We start from the raw sequence: 18,603 nt of genomic DNA on the forward strand, positions 1-18,603 counted from the left end.
ACGTTCGAGTTCAGCGGCCACAGGGATGGCCGAAGGCCAGCCCTGTGGTCCGCTTCAACGAGGGGTTAGCCGGCCCACCGCAGACACCCTCTTCTACCGTGCTTTCGGTGACCGTCGCTTGCGGAATTCCTCGAAACGACGCGCAAGAGAGAATACGTAGACGCAGAGCGCTTGGGTGAACTCGAGCGCATCCGACGCGTCCTGCTGGGAGACCGTGACGTCGAGGTCGTGCGCCGCGTCGTTCCCGACCAGCCGAAGACCGTCGGCCCAGTCGAGTAGTTTTGAGTCGATAACGCTTCTCTCCTTCAGGTCCGCGAGGCGATCGAAGAGAGTCCCACCAGTCGCCCCCAGTTCATGGCACAGGGCTTCGACTGCCTTTCGGCACATGATCGCGCACGGGACTGGCAGCCCGGCGCGGAATGCGACCGCCGCGTCGCGGTATGCCTTGGCAACCTTGGAGGGCACGGCCTCTTCGGGAATTCCTCGTGCCCCGGGATAGAGGACGACAGGATCTTCCTGCGGAGCTGTGACGTCGGCTTCAGGTACCTCCAGAAGGGCCTGCTTCGTAAGGAACGGCGATCCACACTTCTTGCAGATTGAGAAGGCGTACTGCGTGTGGTGGACTGGATCTAGCCCCTCGGCTGACAGAACCTGACCGGGGTCCATGAGAAGGTGTTCGGTGAGCACCCTCGTTTCTGCTTGAACACCACACTCCTCACAGAACAAGTGCAATGTGTTTTCTTGTGTCTGATAAGGCATGACGCTTCCTCGGGCCGGCTAACGAACAAGAGACTCGAACCGCGCGAAGCCGCGGTTCAATCTTCGGTTGAACTCGATCCGGGCAACGAGTGGGGCCGGAGCGGGACTTGGAGATTCAATCGCTGCGAGGGCCTTGCCGGGTCGTGGAAAGAGTGCGGCGGCGCCGGAGCCGCCGGCAACCGATGGGACAAGGCCAGCACAGAGCCGCCGACACGGGCCTGGGAGACGATGGCGACGGATGCTCGGAGCCTCGTTGAGCGAGCTCATGTGTACGGACGATATACCTCTTCTGGGCCCGTGTGGAGCGGGCACGTCCCGGGGGTAGAAGAGGCTGGCAACGGGAAGCAAACGACGTCATGGCGGTGGACGACCGAGATCTGCGCCGGGTGTCGAAGCGAGATCAAGTGGCCGGTGGCAGGCCGCTTGAAGGAAGAGGTGACCGCGGGCACAGACCGGGCAGAGCTCCCCGGCAGGGTGCCACCCGATTTCCCCAGCTCGGCGGCGCTCTCCGAGGGCGACCCGCTGCCGGTCGGCTGGAGGCCGGACGACCCAACCCAGCGATCGTTCAGGTCAGGCGTCCGGCGCCAGCCCCCTCGCTGTATGGAGATCGCTGGCCCTCGTCGCGGTGGCCGCAGGCCCCGGTCCGAGGACAGCGGATGCGGCTTCCCTGGCGGATCTGAAACCAGCATGCACCGTGCCGTCGTGTCGTCTCCGCGAGGCGAGTGCTAGAGTCCCCCGAAATTCGTCGCAGAGCCCAAGTGGCCGCCAACTCGCACATTCGTCGGTGCCGGGCGGCCGCGTGGGTCGTCTTCCATGAGCTTCTCTCTTCTGGCAGGGGGGTTCCATGTCCTCAGCGATCAAGAAGGTCCTCAAGTGGGTCGGCATCGTTCTCGGCGTCGTCGTGGCGGTGGTCGTCGCGCTCGGCATCTACATCTACCGGCAGATGCCGAAGCCGATCGGCGAGCGGCCCGTCCTGCAGTCGGAGCTCTTCGCGAAGCCGGCGCAGGAGCTGCCGATGGCCGGGCGGTTCATCTACAAATCGGCCACCGAGCTCGCGGCGATGATCCGCGAGAAGCAGGCGACCTCGACCGAGATCGTCCAGGAGCACATCAACCACATCAAGAACACCAACTACAAGACGAACGCCTTCGTCTGGCTGTTCGAGCGCGAGGCGTTGGAGGCCGCCCGGCTGGCCGACGAGAAGGTCGCTCGCGGCGAGCCGCTCGGCCTGCTCCACGGCGTGCCGGTGAGCATCAAGGAAGAGTTCTGGGTGAAGGGGAAGCCGAACACCGTCAACGCCGAGATGTTCCGCGGCTTCGTCGCCCCACGCAACGCCGCGGTGGTCGACGCCTGGCTCGAACAGGGCGCCATCGTTCTCGGCACGACGAACGTGCCGAACCTGCTCTTCGACATGCAGACCGCCGGCGAGATCTACCCGACCGGCAACAACCCGTACGACGCGAGCCGCACCCCCGGCGGCAGCACCGGCGGCGGCGCGGCCTCGGTGGCGGCGGGTTTGGTGCCGCTCGCGCTCGGCGGCGACATGGGCGGCAGCATCCGCGTGCCGGCGGCGTTCTGCGGCCTGTACGGGCTCAAGACGACCGAGGACAGCATGGGCCGGAACCCCGGCTCCTTCCCCGGCGAGCCGGGCAATCCGAAGTACCACCGACTGGCGGTCGCCGGGCCGCTCGCCCGCACGGTCGACGACGTCGAGCTCGGCTGGAACGCCCTGATGAAGCACTGGCCCGACAGCAAGTCGCTGCGCAGCGAGCCGGAGAGGGCGCTCGATCAGTACCGGGTCGCCTACTTCGACGAATGGAAATTCGGCAACGACAAGCTCTTCGTCGGCAACGACGTCAAGACGCGACTGAAGCAGCTCGTCGACGCGCTGCGCTCGAAGGGCGTGACGGTGACCGAGGACCAGCCGACGAACTTCGCCGAGATGAAGGTGATGCACTCCATGCTCTCGGTCTACATGATGTTCGAGAAGATGCCGTGGATCATCCGGCAGTTGATCCTGCGGGACTTCAAAGCCAAGGACAACCATCGTCTCGACTACCGCGAGGCGTACGAGCAGATGTCGAGCCCGAGCGACGAGAAGTACGACAGGCTCTTGCGGCGGCGCGCCGCCATGACGGCGAAGATGGAGTCGTTCTTCGACAAGGTCGACCTGCTGTTGATGCCGGTCGCTGCGGGACCGGCGATCCGGCACAACGAGCGGCACGAGCCGATCGTGCTCGACGGAACGACGATCGACTACTGGGACTACTTCCACTTCCCGATGCCCTGGAACGCCACCGGACATCCGGCGCTCACGATTCCTCTCGGCCTGAGCCCGGAGGGCCTGCCGATCGCCGTCCAGGTCGTCGGGCCGATGAGCTCGGAGAGGCGCCTCCTGGCCTTCGCCAAGCTCATCGAGCCGCTGCACGAGGGGTTCGTGCGGCCACCGGCCCACTGAAGCCGGCCTCGTGCGCCGCCGCGACCTTCCGTGGACGGCGCGCTTGACCCCTCGCCAGGCAGAGGAGAGACTCGGCGCGCCACCCCGGCGCGCCGTTTCCTCCTCCCACCCCTCTCGATTCCGATGACCCCACGACCCGACGCCCGGCTGCAGACGCGGGCGCGGGCCGCGACGTCCAGGCCCGGATGAGCGACGCCGACCGTCGATTCGTGCGGCGCCATCCCTGGCTGTCGCTCTATCTCGCCCTGCTCGTCGCCTCGACGGCCGTGCGCCTGCTTCGCCCGGCGCCGGAGCTGCCGCCGGGGGTGGAGGCGATCGAGCTCCCGGCGCTGGCGCACGACGGAACGACCGTCTCGACCCCACCGCTGCGCCTCGCCTGGCGCGAGCTCGGCGACGCCGCCTCGACGAAGACACCGCTGCTCCTCTTGCACGGCAGTCCCGGAAGCAGTGGGGACCTGCGAGCGCTCGCCGCCGAGCTGCCGGGCGACCGGCGCCTGCTGATCCCCGACCTGCCCGGCTTCGGCGCCTCGTCGCGACGCCTTCCCGACCACTCGATCCTGACCCACGCCCGCACCCTCCTCGCCTGGCTCGATCGACTGGGAATCTCCCGCGTCGATGTCGTGGCGATCAGCCAGGGCGGCGGCGTGGCAATCCACCTCACCGGCCTCGCACCCGAGCGCGTCCGCTCGCTCACGCTGCTCTCCGCGATCGGCGTGCAGGAGCTCGAGCTGCTCGGCGACTACTCGCTCAACCACGCCCTGCACCGCGTGCAACAGGGGCTCGTCTGGGGACTGCAGAACCTCGTCCCCCACTTCGGGGCGATCGACCGCTCGCCGCTCGACGTCGGCTTCGCGCGCAACTTCAGCGACAGCGACCAGCGACCGCTGCGCGGTCTGCTCGAGCGGTGGAACGGGCCGACGCTGATCGTCCACGGTCGCGACGACTCGCTGGTGCCGTTCGCCGCCGCCGAGGAGCACCACCGCATCGTGCCGCAGAGCGAGCTCGCGACCCTCACCGGCGACCACTTCCTCTTCTTCACCCGACCGGCCGAGGTCGCCGCAGCGATCGGCCGATTCCTCGTGGAGGTCGACCACGGAACCGCGGTCGACCGAGCGCACGCCGACCCGGCGCGGGTCGAGCTCGCCGAGGTCGACGCGGGCCGGCTGCCACCGCCACGCGCCCACGGGGCGACGGCCTTCTTCCTCGCTTTCCTGCTCGCCGTGGCGACGTTCGGCAGCGAAGACCTCGCCTGCGTCGGCGCCGGGTTGCTGGTGGCACGCGGCACGCTCTCCTTCCCGGTCGCGACGCTCGCCGCGCTCGTCGGCATCTTCGTCGGCGACCTGCTGCTCTTCGCCGCCGGTCGCCTGCTCGGCCGCTCGGCACTACGTCATCCGCCGATGTCCTGGCTGGTCTCGGAAGCCGCGGTGGAACGCGCTTCGGGCTGGTTCCAGCGCAAGGGGCCGCAGGTCATCGTCGCCTCGCGCTTCCTGCCCGGGACGCGCCTGCCCACCTACGTCGCTGCCGGCGTGCTGCGCACCCCCTGGCTGCGCTTCACCGGCTGGTTCCTGCTGGCCGCGGCGCTCTGGACGCCGCTGCTGGTCGGCGCCGCCGCGCTCGGCGGCAAGGGGCTGCTCTCCGCCCTCGCCCGCGTCGAACGACCGAGCCTCGGCGTGCTGCTCGCCGTGCCGCTGCTCCTCTGGCTGCTCGTCGAGCTGGCGAGCTCGCTCGCCTCCTGGCGCGGCCGGCGCCTGCTTCTCGGCAGGTTCCGTCGGGCGACGCGCTGGGAGTTCTGGCCGTCGTGGAAGGTCTACCCGCCGATCGTCCTCTACATCCTCGCGCTCGGCCTGCGCCATCGCCGGATGACGCTCTTCACCGCAGTCAACCCGGCGATGCCCGCCGGCGGCTTCGTGCGGGAGTCGAAGGCGGCGATCCTCGGCGCGCTCGCTGCCGGCGACCGGCACGGCCGGGTGGCCCGGTTCGTCGCCCTGCCGTGCACCGCACCGGCGAGCGAGCGACTCGCCAGCCTGCGCGCCTTCCTCGTCGCCCATCGCCTCGACTATCCGGTGGTCCTCAAGCCCGACGTCGGCGAACGCGGCAGCGGCGTGTCGATCGTCCGCGACGAAGCGGCGGCGATCGCCCGGCTCGACGAGTCGACGGTCGACCTGATCGCCCAGGAGTACGTCCCGGGCGTCGAGGCCGGCGTCTTCTACGCGCGCCATCCCGAGGAGGCGCACGGACGCATCCTGTCGATCACCACCAAGGAGTTCCCGGCCGTCGCCGGCGATGGCGAGCGCACCCTCGAGGAGCTCATCCTCGCCGACGACCGGGCGGTGTGCATGGCACCGACCTTCCTGGCGCGCTTCGCCGAGCGCCTCGACGAGATCCCGCCGCGCGACACGGTCGTGCCGCTGGTCGAGATCGGCAACCACTGCCGCGGCACGGTCTTCCGTGACGGCCGCGCGCTCGCCACCGCGCCGCTCGCCGAAGCGATCGACGAGCTCTCGCGCGGCTACGACGGCTTCCACTTCGGCCGCTACGACCTGCGCGCCCCGTCGTTCGCCGCGCTTGCCGCCGGCGAGGGGATCCAGGTGCTCGAGCTCAACGGCGTGACCTCGGAGATGGCGCACATCTACGAGCCGGGGACCAGCCTCTGGACCGCCTGGCGAGCTCTCGCCGCGCAGTGGCGGCTGGCCTTCTCGATCGCCGCAGCCAACGTCCGGCGAGGCGCGCGCCCGACGCCGGCAGGCGAGCTGCTTTCGCTCGTCGCCCGCCACCTGCGCGGCCCGGGCTGAGCCGCGCGACGACTCTTCCGTTCGTCGCGGCCGATCTGGCAAGATCCCCTCCCCGCGCGCGGCCCCCCGCCACCGGCGTCGCCGCCGCGGACCCGTACGAAGGAGCTGACGATGCAGAAGTCGCAAGCGCTCGAGCCGCGCTTCGCCGGAGCCGTGGCGCGCGAAGTCGGATGCACTCCCCGCCAGGTCGCCGCCGCCGACGCGCTCTTCGCCGACGGCGCGACCGTGCCGTTCGTTGCCCGCTACCGCAAGGAGGCCACCGGCGGCCTCGACGACGCCGCGGTCGAGACGATCGCCAAGCGACGCGACTACTTCCTCGAGCTCGCCGAGCGACGCGACGCGATCCTCGCCTCGGTCGGCGACCAGGGCAAGCTCACCGCCGAGCTCGAGGCCGCGCTGCGCGCCGCCGTCACCAAGCAGGAGCTCGAGGACCTCTACCTGCCGTACAAGCCGAAGCGGCGCACCCGCGCGCAGATCGCGCGGGAACGCGGTCTCGAGCCGCTCGCCGACCTCCTGCTGGCCGGTGCGGCCGGAGCGCAGGACCCCGCGGCGCTCGGCGCGGCGTTCGTCGCGGACGAGCGTGGCGTCGCCGACGCGGAGAGCGCGGTCGCCGGTGCGCGCGACATCCTCGCCGAGCGACTGGCCGAGAACGCCGAAGTCCGGGCCCGCCTGCGCGATTCGCTCCGCACCGCCGGGATGCTCTCGGCGCGCGTGCTCTCCGGCAAGGAGGAGGAGGGGCGGACCTACCGCGACTACTTCGCGCACGCCGAAGCGGCGCGCACCATCGCTTCGCACCGCCTGCTGGCGATCGACCGCGGCGAGCGCGAAGGGATCCTCTTCACCGACCTGGCGATCGCCGACGAGCCGTTCGTGGCTTGGCTCGGCACGACGTGGAAGGTGGACCTCGGCACGCCCTGCGGCCGCGAAGTCGCCGCGGCGACCGCCGATTCCTACCAGCGGCTGCTCCGCCCGTCGGTGACGCACGAGGTCCGCTCGGAGCTGCGCGAGCGCGCCGAGGCCGAAGCGATCGGCGTCTTCCGCGCCAACCTCGAGTCGCTGCTGCTGCAGTCGCCGTTCGGCCAGTACGCGGTCGTCGGTCTCGACCCGGGCTTGCGCACCGGATGCAAGCTCGCCGTCGTCGACCCGACCGGCCGCGTCGTCGCCACCGACGTGCTGCGCCTCGTCGACGAGCGGCCGGAAGCGATCGCCGCCGCGGCGCGACGGCTCGTCGACCTCGCTCGCGCGCACGCGGTGCGGGCCGTCGCCGTCGGCAACGGCACCGCCGGGCGCGAGACCGAACGGGCCGCGCGCGCCGCGCTCTCCGCGGCCGGGCTCGCCGAGGTGATCGTGGCGATCGTCCCCGAGACCGGAGCCTCGGTCTACTCCGCCTCCGAAGTCGCGCGCCAGGAGCTTCCCGACCTCGACGTGTCGCTGCGCGGCGCGGCGTCGATCGCCCGCCGATTGCAGGACCCGCTCGCCGAGCTGGTCAAGATCGAGCCGCGCTCGCTCGGAGTCGGCCAGTATCAGCACGACCTCGAGCCGCGCGCCCTCGCCCGCGAGCTCGACCTCGCGGTGGAGGGCGTGGTCAATCGCGTCGGCGTCGAGCTCAACAGCGCCTCGCCGGCGCTGCTCGGACGCGTCTCCGGTCTCTCCAGCCGGCTCGCCGCCGCGATCGTCGCGCGCCGCGACGCCCACGGCCCCTTCCGCTCCCGGCGTGAGCTGCTCGAGGTCCCCGGCCTCGGCCCGAAGACCTTCGAGCAGGCGGCCGGATTCCTCCGCCTGCGCGACGGCAGCCATCCGCTCGACCGCACGGCGGTCCATCCGGAGCGCTACTCGGCGATCGAACAGCTCGCGCGCTCGGCCGGGCTCGATCTCGTCGAGCTGGTCGGCAACCCGGCACGGGTGGCCGCCCTGCCGATCGACTCGTTGCTCGACGAGCGCTCCGGCATGGGGCGCTTCACCCTCGCCGACATCCGCGCCGAGCTCGAGCGCCCGGGCCGCGACCCGCGACCCGACTTCGTCGCCCCGGCCTGGCGCGACGACGTGGCGACGCTCGACGACCTCGTCGTCGGCATGGTGCTCGAAGGGCGCGTCTCGAACGTCACGAACTTCGGCGCCTTCGTCGACATCGGCGTGAAGCGCGACGGACTGGTGCACCTCTCGGAGCTCTCGACGCGCTGGATCGCCGACCCGCGCGAGGCGGTACGCGTCGGTGAAGTCGTCAAGGTGATGGTCAAGGAGGTCGATCGCGAGCGCGGGCGCGTGCAGCTCTCGATCAAGGCGCTCGCCGCGCCAGCGACACGCGGTGAGTCGCGCGAGGGCGAGCGTCGCAGCGCGACGCCCAAACCCGCCCCGACGACAGCGCGACCGCAGCCGACCGTCGCCGATCTCGCGCGGAAATTCAGCCGTCGTTGAGCCCTCGACGCGAGATCAACCGACGGCGTGAATCGGCTTGATTTTGCCGCGCGAAACCCTTGACAACCTCGGTGCGGCAGGCGTACCTTGAATCTCGAGCAAGGAGGTTGAGATGACTCCACCGGGCAAGACGGGGCCCTCGGAGTCGGGCCTCTCAGGACGGCGACTCCGAGGGCGCACCAGCCGAGACGCGAGCTGAGTCTTCCCAGCTGATCGCGGGTTCATCGACACCCCGACAGCGATTCGGCCCGAACGGCCGAGAACGGCACGCAACCTCGGCGCAACGAAAGAGGAGGCTTCCGCAAGGAGCCTCCTCTTTTCTCGTTCTTGCGTGTCTCGTTTCGCGGTCACGGCACGCTCGACGCTGCCGGGAGCGCGGCGAGCGCCCGCCGCGGCTCGTCCCAGTCGGGCGCCAGCTTCGCCGCCTCGCGCCAGGCGGCTTCAGCCTCGGCGAACCGTCCCTGACGCTCCCGCAATCGGCCGAGCTCGAATCGCGCCAGCGGTGAATCGGGCGCGGCATCCAGGGCCCGCCGCAGCTCGTCTTCGGCGCGCGACCAGGCTTCCAGATCGATGAGCACACGAACGAGATCGAGGCGCGCCGCGAGATAGTCCGGCACCATGCCGACAGCAAGGTCGAGCTCGCGCGCCGCCTCGACACGGCGACCCCGCCCCTCCTCGATCAGGCCGAGAAGACGGTGCGGCTCGGCGAAGCGCGGCCGTGAAGCCAGCGCGGCGTGCAACAGCGACTCGGCCTCGTCGAGGTCGCCGGCGATCATCCGCTGGCGACCGAGGTGGTATTGCAACACGGGATTGCGCGGCTCGGCCGCAAGGGAGCGGCGAAAGAGCGTCTCAGTCGAGCTCCAGGCGGGAAGCTGGGCGTGCGTTCGTCCCGCCGCCAGGGCGATCGAGGCGAGCGCGAGCAGCGACCCCGCACCGCGCGCCAGCGCCGGGGACGCCACGCGCAGGCGATCGAGCAGCGCCGCGACGAGCGAGACGAGCGCCCAGAGAAGCCCGACGTGAGGCAGGTAGGTGTAGCGGTCGGCAAGCGCCTGCTCGCCGACCTGCACGAGCCCGAGCGTCGGCAGCAGCGCGACGACGAAGAGCAGCCAGCCGAAGGCCACCGGGCGGGCCGCGTCGTCGAAGGCGCGCGCGCGACGCACCGTGAGCATCCTCCAGGCAAGGCCGCTGACTGCGATCACCGCCAGCGCACGAATCGCGATCGCGTCGGACGACGGCGGCTCGCCGCCCGGCAGCCAAGGGTGCGGATAGAGCGCGGCGAGGCCGTGGGGTCGCAGGGTCAGGGCAACGTAGCGCGGAATGGCGAGCGCCGCGTTGGCGAGCCGTGCGCCGAGCGCGAGCTCGCTACGCCCCGCCACCGCTCCGCCGCCGTGCTGCGCGGCGATCGTCGCCAACGCGGCGCCAGCGGCGAGCACCGCCCACGGAAGCTTCTCGAGAAGGCGTCGCCGCCAATCGAAGGCGGTCCCCTCTTCACGCAGCGGCCAGAGATCGAGCAGGAGGAAGATCAGCGGCAAGGTGACAGCCATCGGCTTGGCGGCGAGCGCCGCCGCCACGGCCAGGGTCACCGCGAGATGGCGCCAGCGACCCCCGCGGCGCCGCCACCCCAGGTAGGCGAGCAGCGCCAGCAGGGCAAAGAGGCCACACAGCACGTCCTTGCGCTCGGCCACCCAGGCGACCGACTCGACGCGCAGCGGATGGAGCCCGAAGAGCGTCGCCGCGGTCAGCCCGGCGAGCGGACGATGCGGCGACAGGCGCCAGAAGAGGGCGAGCACCAGCAACGTGTTGAGCACGTGCAGGGCCACGTTGACGCGATGCGGGGCGCTCGGCCCGGGGCCGAAGAGGTCGACGTCGAGCATGTGCGACATCCAGGTCAGCGGATGCCAGTTCGCGGCATGTCGAGTCGTCCAGGCCCAGACGACGCTCTCGCGGCTCAATCCGCCGAGCACGTGCGGATTGGCGCTGACGTAGACCGGGTCGTCCCAGTCGACGAAGCCGTAGCCACCCGCCGGGGCGAAGAGCACGGCGACCGCCGCGGCGAGCAGGAGGGAGACGACGAGCCGGCCGCCGTGCCCGAGCCGGAAGGCGGTCGACGGACCGGAGGCGGGCGACGCGATCGGGCTCGCCGCCATCGCCTTCATCCCTCGCCGGAGGGCTGCGGGATCGGCGTGAACGCCGCAGCGATCTCCGCATGCAATCGGGCGGTGAGCGCCTTGCGATCGCGATCGACCATCGGCTCGCGGCCGAAGGTCACGGTCGCCTCGATGCCGTCGAGCTTGAGCAGCTCGCGCACGTGCGCGCCGAAGGGCATGTCACCCCACCAGCAGACCGAGAGCGCGGCGGGCGGATCGTCCCCCGGCGTGGCGTAGGAGATCGCCGCCCAGTGCACCGGCAGCTCGCGCTTCGCCGGCAGGTCGAGAAACGACGAGCGGAACGGCAGGATGCTCGCGCCCGAGCCGGTCGTCCCTTCGGCGAAGATCACGATGCCGCGTCGCTCCGCCACCGCCTGTTCGAGCTCGCCGAGGGCGCGCGGGATGTCGCGTTTGACGGTCCGGTCGACGAAGACGGTGCCCACCGAGCGACAGAGCGAGCCGAAGATCGGCCAGCCGTCGATCTCTCCCTTGGCGACGAAGACGCAGGGCAGGCAGGCGCCCAGGGTGCAGATGTCGAGATAGGTGAGGTGGTTCGAGACGAGGACGAAGGGCGGGGACGGGGCGCTCCCCGCCACGCGCAGTCGCACGCCGAAGACCGCCAGCAACCGCCGCGACCAGAGCTGGAAGGCCACGCCGCGCCAGTGGGCCCGCCGCTCCGGCGCCTTCGCGAAGAGAAGATTGGCCAGCATGGCGAGCGAGTAGCCGACCGCCGACCAGAAAGCGCAGGCGACGATCCGCCAGCGCACGCGCAGCGAGCGCCGCAGACCGACCTTCAGCCGAAGAACATCCGGTGCGCTCGAGGGGTGAGCGCCTGGACGTCGAACAGCACGAAGAAGTCGATCGTCTTGAAGCGTCGGTCGATCACCGGCGGGCCGCAAACCCGGCCAGCATAGCGCAGGTACATGTCGAAGAGCGGCGGGATGCGGAGCGCCTCGGCCTTCGCCGGCTCCGGGTCCTCGCCGGGCCATTCGCAGGCATACCCGGGCATCGCCTCGAGACGGACCGAGGGATGGATCAGCCCGTCGCGCACGAAGCGGTCGAAGGCGCGCTTGCCGTCCCACGGGTCCTGGCTGGTCAGCGAGCAGGGACCGAAAAGGAAGCGTCGATCGTTGTGCGTCATGTACAGGGCCAGGCCCTTCCACAGCAGGTAGAGGACGGGCTTCAGACGATGCTCGCGGAGAATGCAGGCCCGGCCCGCTTCGACCGAGTGCCGCAACACCTCCGGCGGGAGCGCCGAGAGATCGAACTCGGTGCCGGTGTAGAAACCTCGCGCCGCCGCCGCCATCTGCGCCGTCTGGATCCGGTAGGTGCCGATGATCCGCCCGCTCGGCAGGTGCTCGACGATCAGGTGGTGGCACTGCGGATCGAACTCGTCCTCGTCTCTCCCGCTCTCCCACGACTCCTGCAGCCCCTCGCCCATCTCGACGTTGAAGACTGCGAAGCGCAGCTGCAGCAGCTCGTCGAGCTCGGCGGCATTGCGGGCATAGCGAACTCGGTAGCTGCCTTCGCTGAAGCTGCCGTCGGGCAGCGCGGTGCGACTGCCGGGATAGGTGGCGATGGAGAGGCTCTCGACCGTCGGCTCCGCCATGGATCCCTCCTTCGGCGATCGGGGTGCTGTCCGTCCCCTGTCCGATCGCTCGGAGAGATCATAAGCGACCCCTCCGCCCGGCCCCAGCCGACCGCGCAACGGAGGGGCAACAGGAGCGTGACAGGCCCCGCCGGTCGCTCAGCCCAACGGCAGGTCGAAGTCGACCGGCGGAAGGCAGCGATGGTCGTCGCACAGTTGGAGACGCAGCACGAGCCGCGCCTCAGCCGACTGCGGACGGACCTCGCCGGCGATCTCGACCGTCCCGGGGAGCGCGGGGTCTGGTGCCGGCGGCTCCGGACCGCCGACCTCGGCCGCCGCCGGCCAGCGCACCTGCCGCAGTTCGGCCTGCGACGCGTCGAGGCGGGGCCCGAGCCCGGCCGTCGCCGCCTCCGGTCCCGCTTCTCCCGGCACCGCCAGGTGCCAGCCCGCGCCGAGTGCGATCGTCAGGCGAAACGAACGGTAGCCGTCCGCTCCCGCGGGCGCGAGCTCCAGGTGCGGGGTCGCCGCCCGTCGCGCTTCGGCGAGGAGCGCGGCCAGCGCATCCCGGCCGCGACCTCTGGCTGCCAGTCGATGCGCCGCCAGCGCCAGGGTCCGCACCGACTCGGCCTGCCGCTCGAGGAGCGCGCCGAACGCCCGGACCGTGCTCTCCGCTTCGACTCGCCAACGCTCCTCGCCGGTGCGCTCCGCGAGCTCGAGGAGGGCGAGCGCGGCGAGGGCATTGGCCGCCGGGATCGCCCCGTCGAAGACGTCACGGGGACGCACCAGCAGGTCGTCGCCGGCCGCGGCGTTGAAGAACCCGCCGTCGGGGGCCCGCAGCCTCGCGACCATCTCCCCGGCCAGGTCGCGTGCCGCGCGGCTCCACTGCGGAGCGCCCGTCACCTCGGCAAGCGCGAGCAGGCCACGCAGCATCCCTGCGTAGTCACCGAGGTAGGCAGGAAGGCGCGCCTCGCCCGCTCGCCAGACGTGCAGCAGCGGTCCGCCCGCCGGACGCATCGCGGCGAGGATGAATTCGGCGGCGTGCGCCGCCCGGTCGATCCACGCCGGCTCGTCGAGCACCCGCCCCGCCACGGCGAGACCGGCGATCGTCAATCCGTTCCAATCGGTGAGCACCTTGTCGTCGGTCGCCGGACGCGGCCGCGCCGCGCGGGCGGCGAGCAGACGGGCCCGCGGCCCGGCGAGCTCGGCGAGCAACTCCCGCGACTCCATCCGGCGTTCGCGCGCCAGCACGTCGACCGGCTTGGGAAGATGCAGCACGTAGGCGTCGTGCTCGAAGAACGGCTCACCTTCGAACCCGAGCAACGGCGCGGCGAACGTGGCGTCCTCCAGACCGAGCGCCGCCTCGAGATCGGCCCGCCGCCAGGCGTAGAAGGCCCCCTCCCGGCCGTCCGTCTCGGCGTCGAGAGCGCTCCAGAATCCGCCCTCCGGCGCCGCCAGCTCGCGCAGCAGGAAGCCCGCGCACTCGCGTGCCACCCGCGCTCTTTCGGCGAGTCCGGTGCGCCGGAAGTCGCGCGCATAGATCTCGAGCAGCAGCGCGTTGTCGTAGAGCATCTTCTCGAAGTGCGGGACGCGCCACTCGCGGTCGACGGAGTAGCGGTGAAACCCTCCGCCGAGCTGGTCGCAGATGCCGCCGCGGCCCATCGCGTCGAGCGTCGCGCCGAGCATCAGGTCGGCCTCGGGACGCTCCGGCGCGAGCTCGAGGAGCAGCAGGAGGTTGGCCGGCGTGGGGAACTTCGGCGCGCCGCCGAACCCGCCCCAGGTGGCGTCGAAGCGGCGGCGCAGGCCGGCGAGCGCCGAGAGCGCGGGATCGTCCGCGGCGAGCTCGCCGCCGCGCGACGCGACCCCTTCGAGGTAGGAGCGGATGGCACGCATCACCTCGCCCGCCTGCTCCTCGACCTCGCGGCGCCGCTCACGCCAGGCGTGGGCGAGCGAGTGCAGGACGGTCGGGAACCCTGGCCGGCCGTGCGCGTCGGCCGGAGGGAAGTAGGTCCCGGCGAAGAACGGCTCGAGGCCAGGGGTGAGAAAGACCGAGTTGGGCCAGCCGCCCTGCTCGGCGAGCACCTGCGTCGCGGCCATGTAGATGTCGTCGAGGTCCGGCCGCTCTTCGCGATCGACCTTGATGCAGACGAAGTCCCGGTTCATCCGCTCGGCGATCGCCGGGTCGGAGAACGACTCGCGCTCCATCACGTGGCACCAATAGCAGGTCGAGTAGCCCACCGAGAGGAAGATCGGCTTGTCCTCGGAGCGGGCGCGGGCGAGGGCCTCTTCGCCCCAGGGGTACCAGTCGACAGGGTTGTGGGCGTGGAGTTGCAGGTAGGGGCTGCTCTCCCGCGCGAGCCGGTTCGTCCGGCCGGTCGGAGTCGTCATGCTCGGATCTTCTCACTCGAACCGGCGCGGGGCGATCCGCTCGCCGTCGTCTCCTCTTCGCGCCGCCTCGCGGAACGGACGGAACCGCCGATTCGATAAGCTCCGGCGCATGGCGAAGATCGTCAACCTCTGGATCAAGCGCGCTCATCGCGGGCCGATGGATCCGGCGACGCGGGCGACGCTCGTCGCCGGCCAGGGGATCGCCGGCAACGCCGACTTCGGAGGTCGCCGCCAGGTCACCCTGGTCTCGGCCGAGCGCTGGACCGAAGCCGAAAGCGAGCTCGGTGCCCAGGTCGCTCCGTCGGCACGGCGCGCCAACGTGCTCGTCGAGCAGCTCGACTTCAAAGGGACGCGGGGACGCCGCTTGCGCCTCGGCCGCTGCCTGCTGCTGATCCAGGGCGAGACACGCCCGTGCTACCGCATGGACGAGGCCTACCCCGGCTTGCAGCGCGCCCTCGAGCCCGACTGGCGAGCCGGAGCCTGGGCGGAGATCGTCGAGGGCGGGGAGATCGCCGTCGGCGATGTCGTGGGCTGGGAAGACGGCGACTGAACCGATGGCTCAGGCCAAGCCGATCTGTTGGCGGTCGCGACGACGCTCCCCCTGCCAGGCGGCGAGCAGGATGAGCGCGTTCCACGCGTTCCACCAGAGCACCGTCGGCCACCCCGGGCGGACGACCACCGCCAGATAGTTGGCGATCCCAACGAGCAGCATCCACGAGACGAGGTTGTTGCCCTTCATCTGCGGCAACCGGACCGTCGACACCATGAGCAGGGCCATCACGACGGCGACCGTCGCCACGGCGGTCGGAGTCAGCAGGTCGCGCACCAGCGTCGCGGCCATCAGGTAGCCGGCTCCGACGGGGATCGGCACGCCGAGCGTCCGTCGCTCCTTGACGTGCTCGTTGCTCGTCAGGTTGAAGCGTGCCAGGCGCAGCACCCCGGCCAGGAGATAGAGCACCGAGCAAGCCAACCCGGCGGCACCGAGCTCGTGCAGCGATGCCCGATAAACCAGGAACGCCGGGGCGGCGCCGAAAGAGATCGCGTCCGACAGGCTGTCCATCTGCTGTCCGAACTTGCTGGTCGCCTTGAGCAGACGGGCGAGCTGCCCGTCGAAGAGGTCGCAGAAGACCGCCGCCACCAGGAGGTTGACGGCCAGCCGCGGCTGGCCGTCGGCCGCGGCAATCATCGAGCCGAAGCCGAGAACGATGTTCAGGCCGGTGACCAGGTTGGGAACCAGGTAGCGAGGGGAGCGACCGCGGTTCGGCACGAGGGGCTGAGGATAACCCAACCGGACGGGGGGTCGAAACCTGGCGGCAGCGGACGCGTAGTTCGGCTCACGGGGACTCTCCCCCGCCGAAGGAGATCCGCCATGCCGAATCCACTCGCTGGTCGCGGACGCCGCGTCCGCATCTCGCTCGCCGCCCTCGCCCTGCTGACCGCCGCCGGACTCACTCTCCCGGCCGCGGCCGCCGGGGAGGTGACTCGTCCCCTGCGCTCGGCGCTGACTCCGGCCGCCGGCGCCACGCTCGATCTCGAAAACATCGCCGGCAAGCTCCGGATCGAACCGTCGACCGGCACCGAGCTGGTCATCGAGGGCACGGTGCATGCCGAGTCCGCAGCGCTCGCCGACACGCTGCGGCTGGAGCTCGCTCCGGCGGGTGACCGGATCGTCGCCAAGCTCACCTATCCACTCGACGAGCACCGCAAGTACATCTATCCCGGCAAGGACGGCGGCGGCATCCTGGGCGGGCTGTCGCAGAGCAACGGCAAGTTCCAGGGCCGGGACGTGACGGTCTACTCCGGCTCCCGCGGCGGCGCGGTGCTGCTCTACTGCGACCTGGCGATCAAGATCCCGGCCGGCCACGGCGCCAAGCTCCGCACGCTCGCCGGCACGATCGACGCCGAACGCGTCCACGGAGACCTCTCCCTCGACACCGGAGGCGGGGACGTGACCGCCCGCTCGACGGTGGGAGCCCTCGGCATCGACACCGGCTCCGGCAATGTCTCGGTCGACACCCATCAGGGCAAGCTCGCCGTCGACACCGGATCGGGCGACGTGCGCCTTGCCACGGTCCAGGGCGACGTGACGGTGGACACCGGCTCCGGGTCGATCGACGGACACGGCCTGCGCGGTGAACGGGCGAGCTTCGACACGGGTTCGGGCGACGTGCGCCTCGAGGAGGTGACCGGCTCGCTCGCTCTCGACACGGGATCGGGGAGCGTCGTCGCGACGCAGATCGCCGCCGGGTCGGAGGTGAACGCCAATACCGGTTCAGGCGACGTGCGGCTGGCCGGCGATTTCTCCCGGGTCCGCAAGCTGGTGGCCGACACCGGGAGCGGCGACGTGGTGATCGAACCGACCGGCGACTTCCCGCCGTTGCGCCTCGAGGTCTCGACCTCCTCGGGCGGCGTCGACGTCAAGCTGCCGGGCCTGACGGTGGAGCGGAACGGTCACGGCGAGCTCGCCGGTCGCGTCGGCAACGGCGAGAGCGGTCTCGCTCGGATCGACACCGGCAGCGGCGACGTGACGGTGCGGGCTGCCGCCCGCTGAGCCGTCGCGCTTCCGGGCTCGTGCCGCCGGGTCACCACCCGGCGGCATCCCCCGGCGCTCGACTCGCGCGACCGGGTCAGCGCGCGTCGAGCGCGTAGCGGCCCGGGCCGAGCAACGCCAGGGCTGCGCACACCAGGGCGGCGGCCATCGGGGTCGCCGCCGCGAGGAGGCCGGCGCCCTGAAAGGCGATCCAGCCGATGCCGAGAGCGGTGACGGCGAGCGCCACGGCGACCGGACGAGCCAGCAGGCCGATGGCGAGCAGCAGGCCCCCGGCGAAGCCGATCGCGCCGCCGAGAAACCCCCACAGCCGAGGCTCTCCGACCCCGGCGAGTGCCGCGGCAGCGGGACCCGCCGCCGCCCACCCCCGCGGGCCGCCGAAAAGCACCGGGTAGCCGGCGACCATCGCCGCCAACGCCGGCCCGAGTCGGGCGAGCAGCAGACCGAGGTCGGTCCCCTGGCCCTTGCCTCCGCCACTCCTCACTCCAGCTTTCGCCATCCGAAGCTCCTCCGATCGACAGGACGCCGATCCTACTGCGCCGGCCCGGGTCGTTTCCCCTCGTTCGGCTCGACCGGGGACGACGAGGCTCGATCCGCCTCCCGCCGGAGCCACGCCAGGGCCTGCGCAGCAACCCCACGCGGCGCACCGGGCTCGAGGTCGAGCTCGAGATCGAGGTCGGGCGGCAGCCCGACGTGGCCGCCGCGGTCGGCCCAACGGACGGAGAGCTGAGGCGGAGCGGCGGCGAGCGAGGTGACGAGCGTCGCGGCGGGCACCATCGGGTCGTGTCGGGATGCCACGAGGAGCGCCGGCCGTGCCAGGAGCGCGAGTCGCGGCCCGACGCTCGCCCGGGCGTAGTAGTCCTCGGCGTCGCGAAAGCCGAAACGCGGCGCGATCACCAGCCGGTCGAACTCGCGCAGCGTCCGCACGTCGCGCAGGCGCGACGGCGGGATGGGCACCGGACGCGTGCGCGCCACCTCGCGGTAGATCTCGCCGAGGTGGTTGAGCAGGTAGCGCCGGTAGAGCCAGCGACCGGGAGCGTCGATCGCCCGGGCTCCGGCGTCGAGATCGAGCGGCGCGCAGACCGCCGCCGCCGCCGCGACCCGTGAGTCGACCCCGTCCTCCGTCAGGTAGCGCAGGACGACGTGTCCGCCGAGCGAGTAGCCGAGCAGCACCACCTGGGACGCCGCGGCGACCTCCGGGCTGGCCAGCGCCACGCGCAGGTCGTCGGTCAGCCCGGCGTGGTAGTAGTCGCCGCCGCGGCGATCCGAGCCACGGAGATTGAGGCGCAGCGAGGAGAGCCCGGCGTCGGCCGCCGCAGCGGCCGCCGAGAGCAGGTACGAGCTCGCGATCGAGCCACCGAGGCCGTGGACGAGCAGCGCCAAGGCGCGCGCCCCCGGCTGCACGGCGAGCGCCCCGGTGATCGTGAGCGGGCCGATCGCCGGATCGTCGAGCGTGGTCTTCCACGGCACCGAGGGCGGCACCCGCGGCGGCTTGAGCGCACCGGCGAGGC

13 protein-coding genes are annotated in these 18,603 nt (G+C 71.4%); 5 read left to right on the forward strand and 8 right to left on the reverse strand.

Translation table 11 applies throughout. The features are described 5' to 3' along the window. Window positions 1-93: 93 nt before the first annotated feature. On the reverse strand, window positions 94-687 hold the full coding sequence (locus IPJ17_17085; protein ID QQR73176.1) for a DUF4145 domain-containing protein: 594 nt from the start codon (window positions 685-687) through the stop codon (window positions 94-96). A 916-nt stretch (window positions 688-1,603) separates the two neighbouring features. Here IPJ17_17085 and IPJ17_17090 point away from each other — a divergent pair. The 3 genes from IPJ17_17090 (at window position 1,604) to IPJ17_17100 (ending at window position 8,424) form a co-directional block, all read left to right on the forward strand. Continuing rightward, window positions 1,604-3,217: an amidase gene (locus IPJ17_17090; protein QQR73177.1), complete on the forward strand. Its 1,614-nt coding sequence runs from the start codon at window positions 1,604-1,606 to the stop codon at window positions 3,215-3,217. Between the two features lie 185 nt (window positions 3,218-3,402). Beyond that, window positions 3,403-6,009 carry an alpha/beta fold hydrolase gene (locus tag IPJ17_17095; protein QQR73178.1) on the forward strand — a complete coding sequence of 869 codons (2,607 nt, stop codon included), beginning with the start codon at window positions 3,403-3,405 and terminating at the stop codon, window positions 6,007-6,009. A gap of 111 nt (window positions 6,010-6,120) precedes the next feature. Then, window positions 6,121-8,424, forward strand: a complete 2,304-nt coding sequence (locus IPJ17_17100) for an RNA-binding transcriptional accessory protein (protein QQR73179.1) — start codon at window positions 6,121-6,123, stop codon at window positions 8,422-8,424. A 347-nt stretch (window positions 8,425-8,771) separates the two neighbouring features. Here IPJ17_17100 and IPJ17_17105 read toward each other — a convergent pair whose 3' ends face one another. The 4 genes from IPJ17_17105 to IPJ17_17120 all read right to left on the reverse strand — a co-directional run bounded on the left by IPJ17_17105 (window position 8,772) and on the right by IPJ17_17120 (window position 14,544). Continuing rightward, entirely contained in the window at window positions 8,772-10,571 is a 1,800-nt protein-coding gene (locus IPJ17_17105; GenBank protein QQR73180.1) for a tetratricopeptide repeat protein, read from the reverse strand. Window positions 10,572-10,576: 5 nt separating this feature from the next. Then, a complete protein-coding gene (locus IPJ17_17110) occupies window positions 10,577-11,338 on the reverse strand; it encodes a 1-acyl-sn-glycerol-3-phosphate acyltransferase (GenBank protein QQR73181.1) in 762 nt (253 codons plus the stop codon). 26 nt (window positions 11,339-11,364) lie between these two features. Next, complete coding sequence (locus IPJ17_17115; protein QQR73182.1) at window positions 11,365-12,180, reverse strand: GNAT family N-acetyltransferase; 816 nt, start codon at window positions 12,178-12,180, stop codon at window positions 11,365-11,367. Window positions 12,181-12,318: 138 nt separating this feature from the next. Beyond that, window positions 12,319-14,544, reverse strand: a complete 2,226-nt coding sequence (locus IPJ17_17120; protein QQR73183.1) for a thioredoxin domain-containing protein — start codon at window positions 14,542-14,544, stop codon at window positions 12,319-12,321. 109 nt (window positions 14,545-14,653) lie between these two features. Between IPJ17_17120 and IPJ17_17125 the strand changes: the two genes are divergently transcribed. After that, window positions 14,654-15,094 (forward strand): MOSC domain-containing protein, encoded by a 441-nt coding sequence (locus tag IPJ17_17125; protein ID QQR73184.1) that lies wholly within the window; start codon window positions 14,654-14,656, stop codon window positions 15,092-15,094. A 9-nt stretch (window positions 15,095-15,103) separates the two neighbouring features. On the opposite strand, the gene pssA is transcribed toward IPJ17_17125, so the two are convergent. Further along, window positions 15,104-15,811, reverse strand: coding sequence for a CDP-diacylglycerol--serine O-phosphatidyltransferase (pssA, locus tag IPJ17_17130; protein ID QQR73185.1), 708 nt, complete (start codon window positions 15,809-15,811; stop codon window positions 15,104-15,106). 102 nt (window positions 15,812-15,913) lie between these two features. On the opposite strand from pssA, the gene IPJ17_17135 reads away from it, so the two are divergent. After that, entirely contained in the window at window positions 15,914-17,095 is a 1,182-nt protein-coding gene (locus tag IPJ17_17135) for a DUF4097 family beta strand repeat protein (GenBank protein QQR73186.1), read from the forward strand. 76 nt (window positions 17,096-17,171) lie between these two features. On the opposite strand, the gene IPJ17_17140 is transcribed toward IPJ17_17135, so the two are convergent. Then, the gene (locus tag IPJ17_17140; protein QQR73187.1) at window positions 17,172-17,591 is read right to left on the reverse strand and encodes a DoxX family membrane protein; all 420 of its coding nucleotides are present in this window, start codon (window positions 17,589-17,591) and stop codon (window positions 17,172-17,174) included. 32 nt (window positions 17,592-17,623) lie between these two features. After that, window positions 17,624-18,562: an alpha/beta fold hydrolase gene (locus tag IPJ17_17145; protein QQR73188.1), complete on the reverse strand. Its 939-nt coding sequence runs from the start codon at window positions 18,560-18,562 to the stop codon at window positions 17,624-17,626. Window positions 18,563-18,603: the final 41 nt, after the last annotated feature.

This window comes from Holophagales bacterium, from assembly GCA_016699405.1.
Classification (GTDB): Bacteria; Acidobacteriota; Thermoanaerobaculia; order Multivoradales; family JAGPDF01; genus JAAYLR01.

Bases quoted from the DNA above. Each gene is read 5' to 3' on its own strand.
- IPJ17_17090 (QQR73177.1), top strand. From the start codon at position 1,604: ATGTCCTCAGCGATCAAGAAGGTCCTCAAGTGGGTCGGCATCGTTCTC.
- IPJ17_17095 (QQR73178.1), top strand. From the start codon at position 3,403: ATGAGCGACGCCGACCGTCGATTCGTGCGGCGCCATCCCTGGCTGTCG.
- IPJ17_17100 (QQR73179.1), top strand. From the start codon at position 6,121: ATGCAGAAGTCGCAAGCGCTCGAGCCGCGCTTCGCCGGAGCCGTGGCG.
- IPJ17_17105 (QQR73180.1), bottom strand. From the start codon at position 10,571: ATGGCGGCGAGCCCGATCGCGTCGCCCGCCTCCGGTCCGTCGACCGCC.
- IPJ17_17115 (QQR73182.1), bottom strand. From the start codon at position 12,180: ATGGCGGAGCCGACGGTCGAGAGCCTCTCCATCGCCACCTATCCCGGC.
- IPJ17_17120 (QQR73183.1), bottom strand. From the start codon at position 14,544: ATGACGACTCCGACCGGCCGGACGAACCGGCTCGCGCGGGAGAGCAGC.
- IPJ17_17125 (QQR73184.1), top strand. From the start codon at position 14,654: ATGGCGAAGATCGTCAACCTCTGGATCAAGCGCGCTCATCGCGGGCCG.
- IPJ17_17135 (QQR73186.1), top strand. From the start codon at position 15,914: ATGCCGAATCCACTCGCTGGTCGCGGACGCCGCGTCCGCATCTCGCTC.
- IPJ17_17140 (QQR73187.1), bottom strand. From the start codon at position 17,591: ATGGCGAAAGCTGGAGTGAGGAGTGGCGGAGGCAAGGGCCAGGGGACC.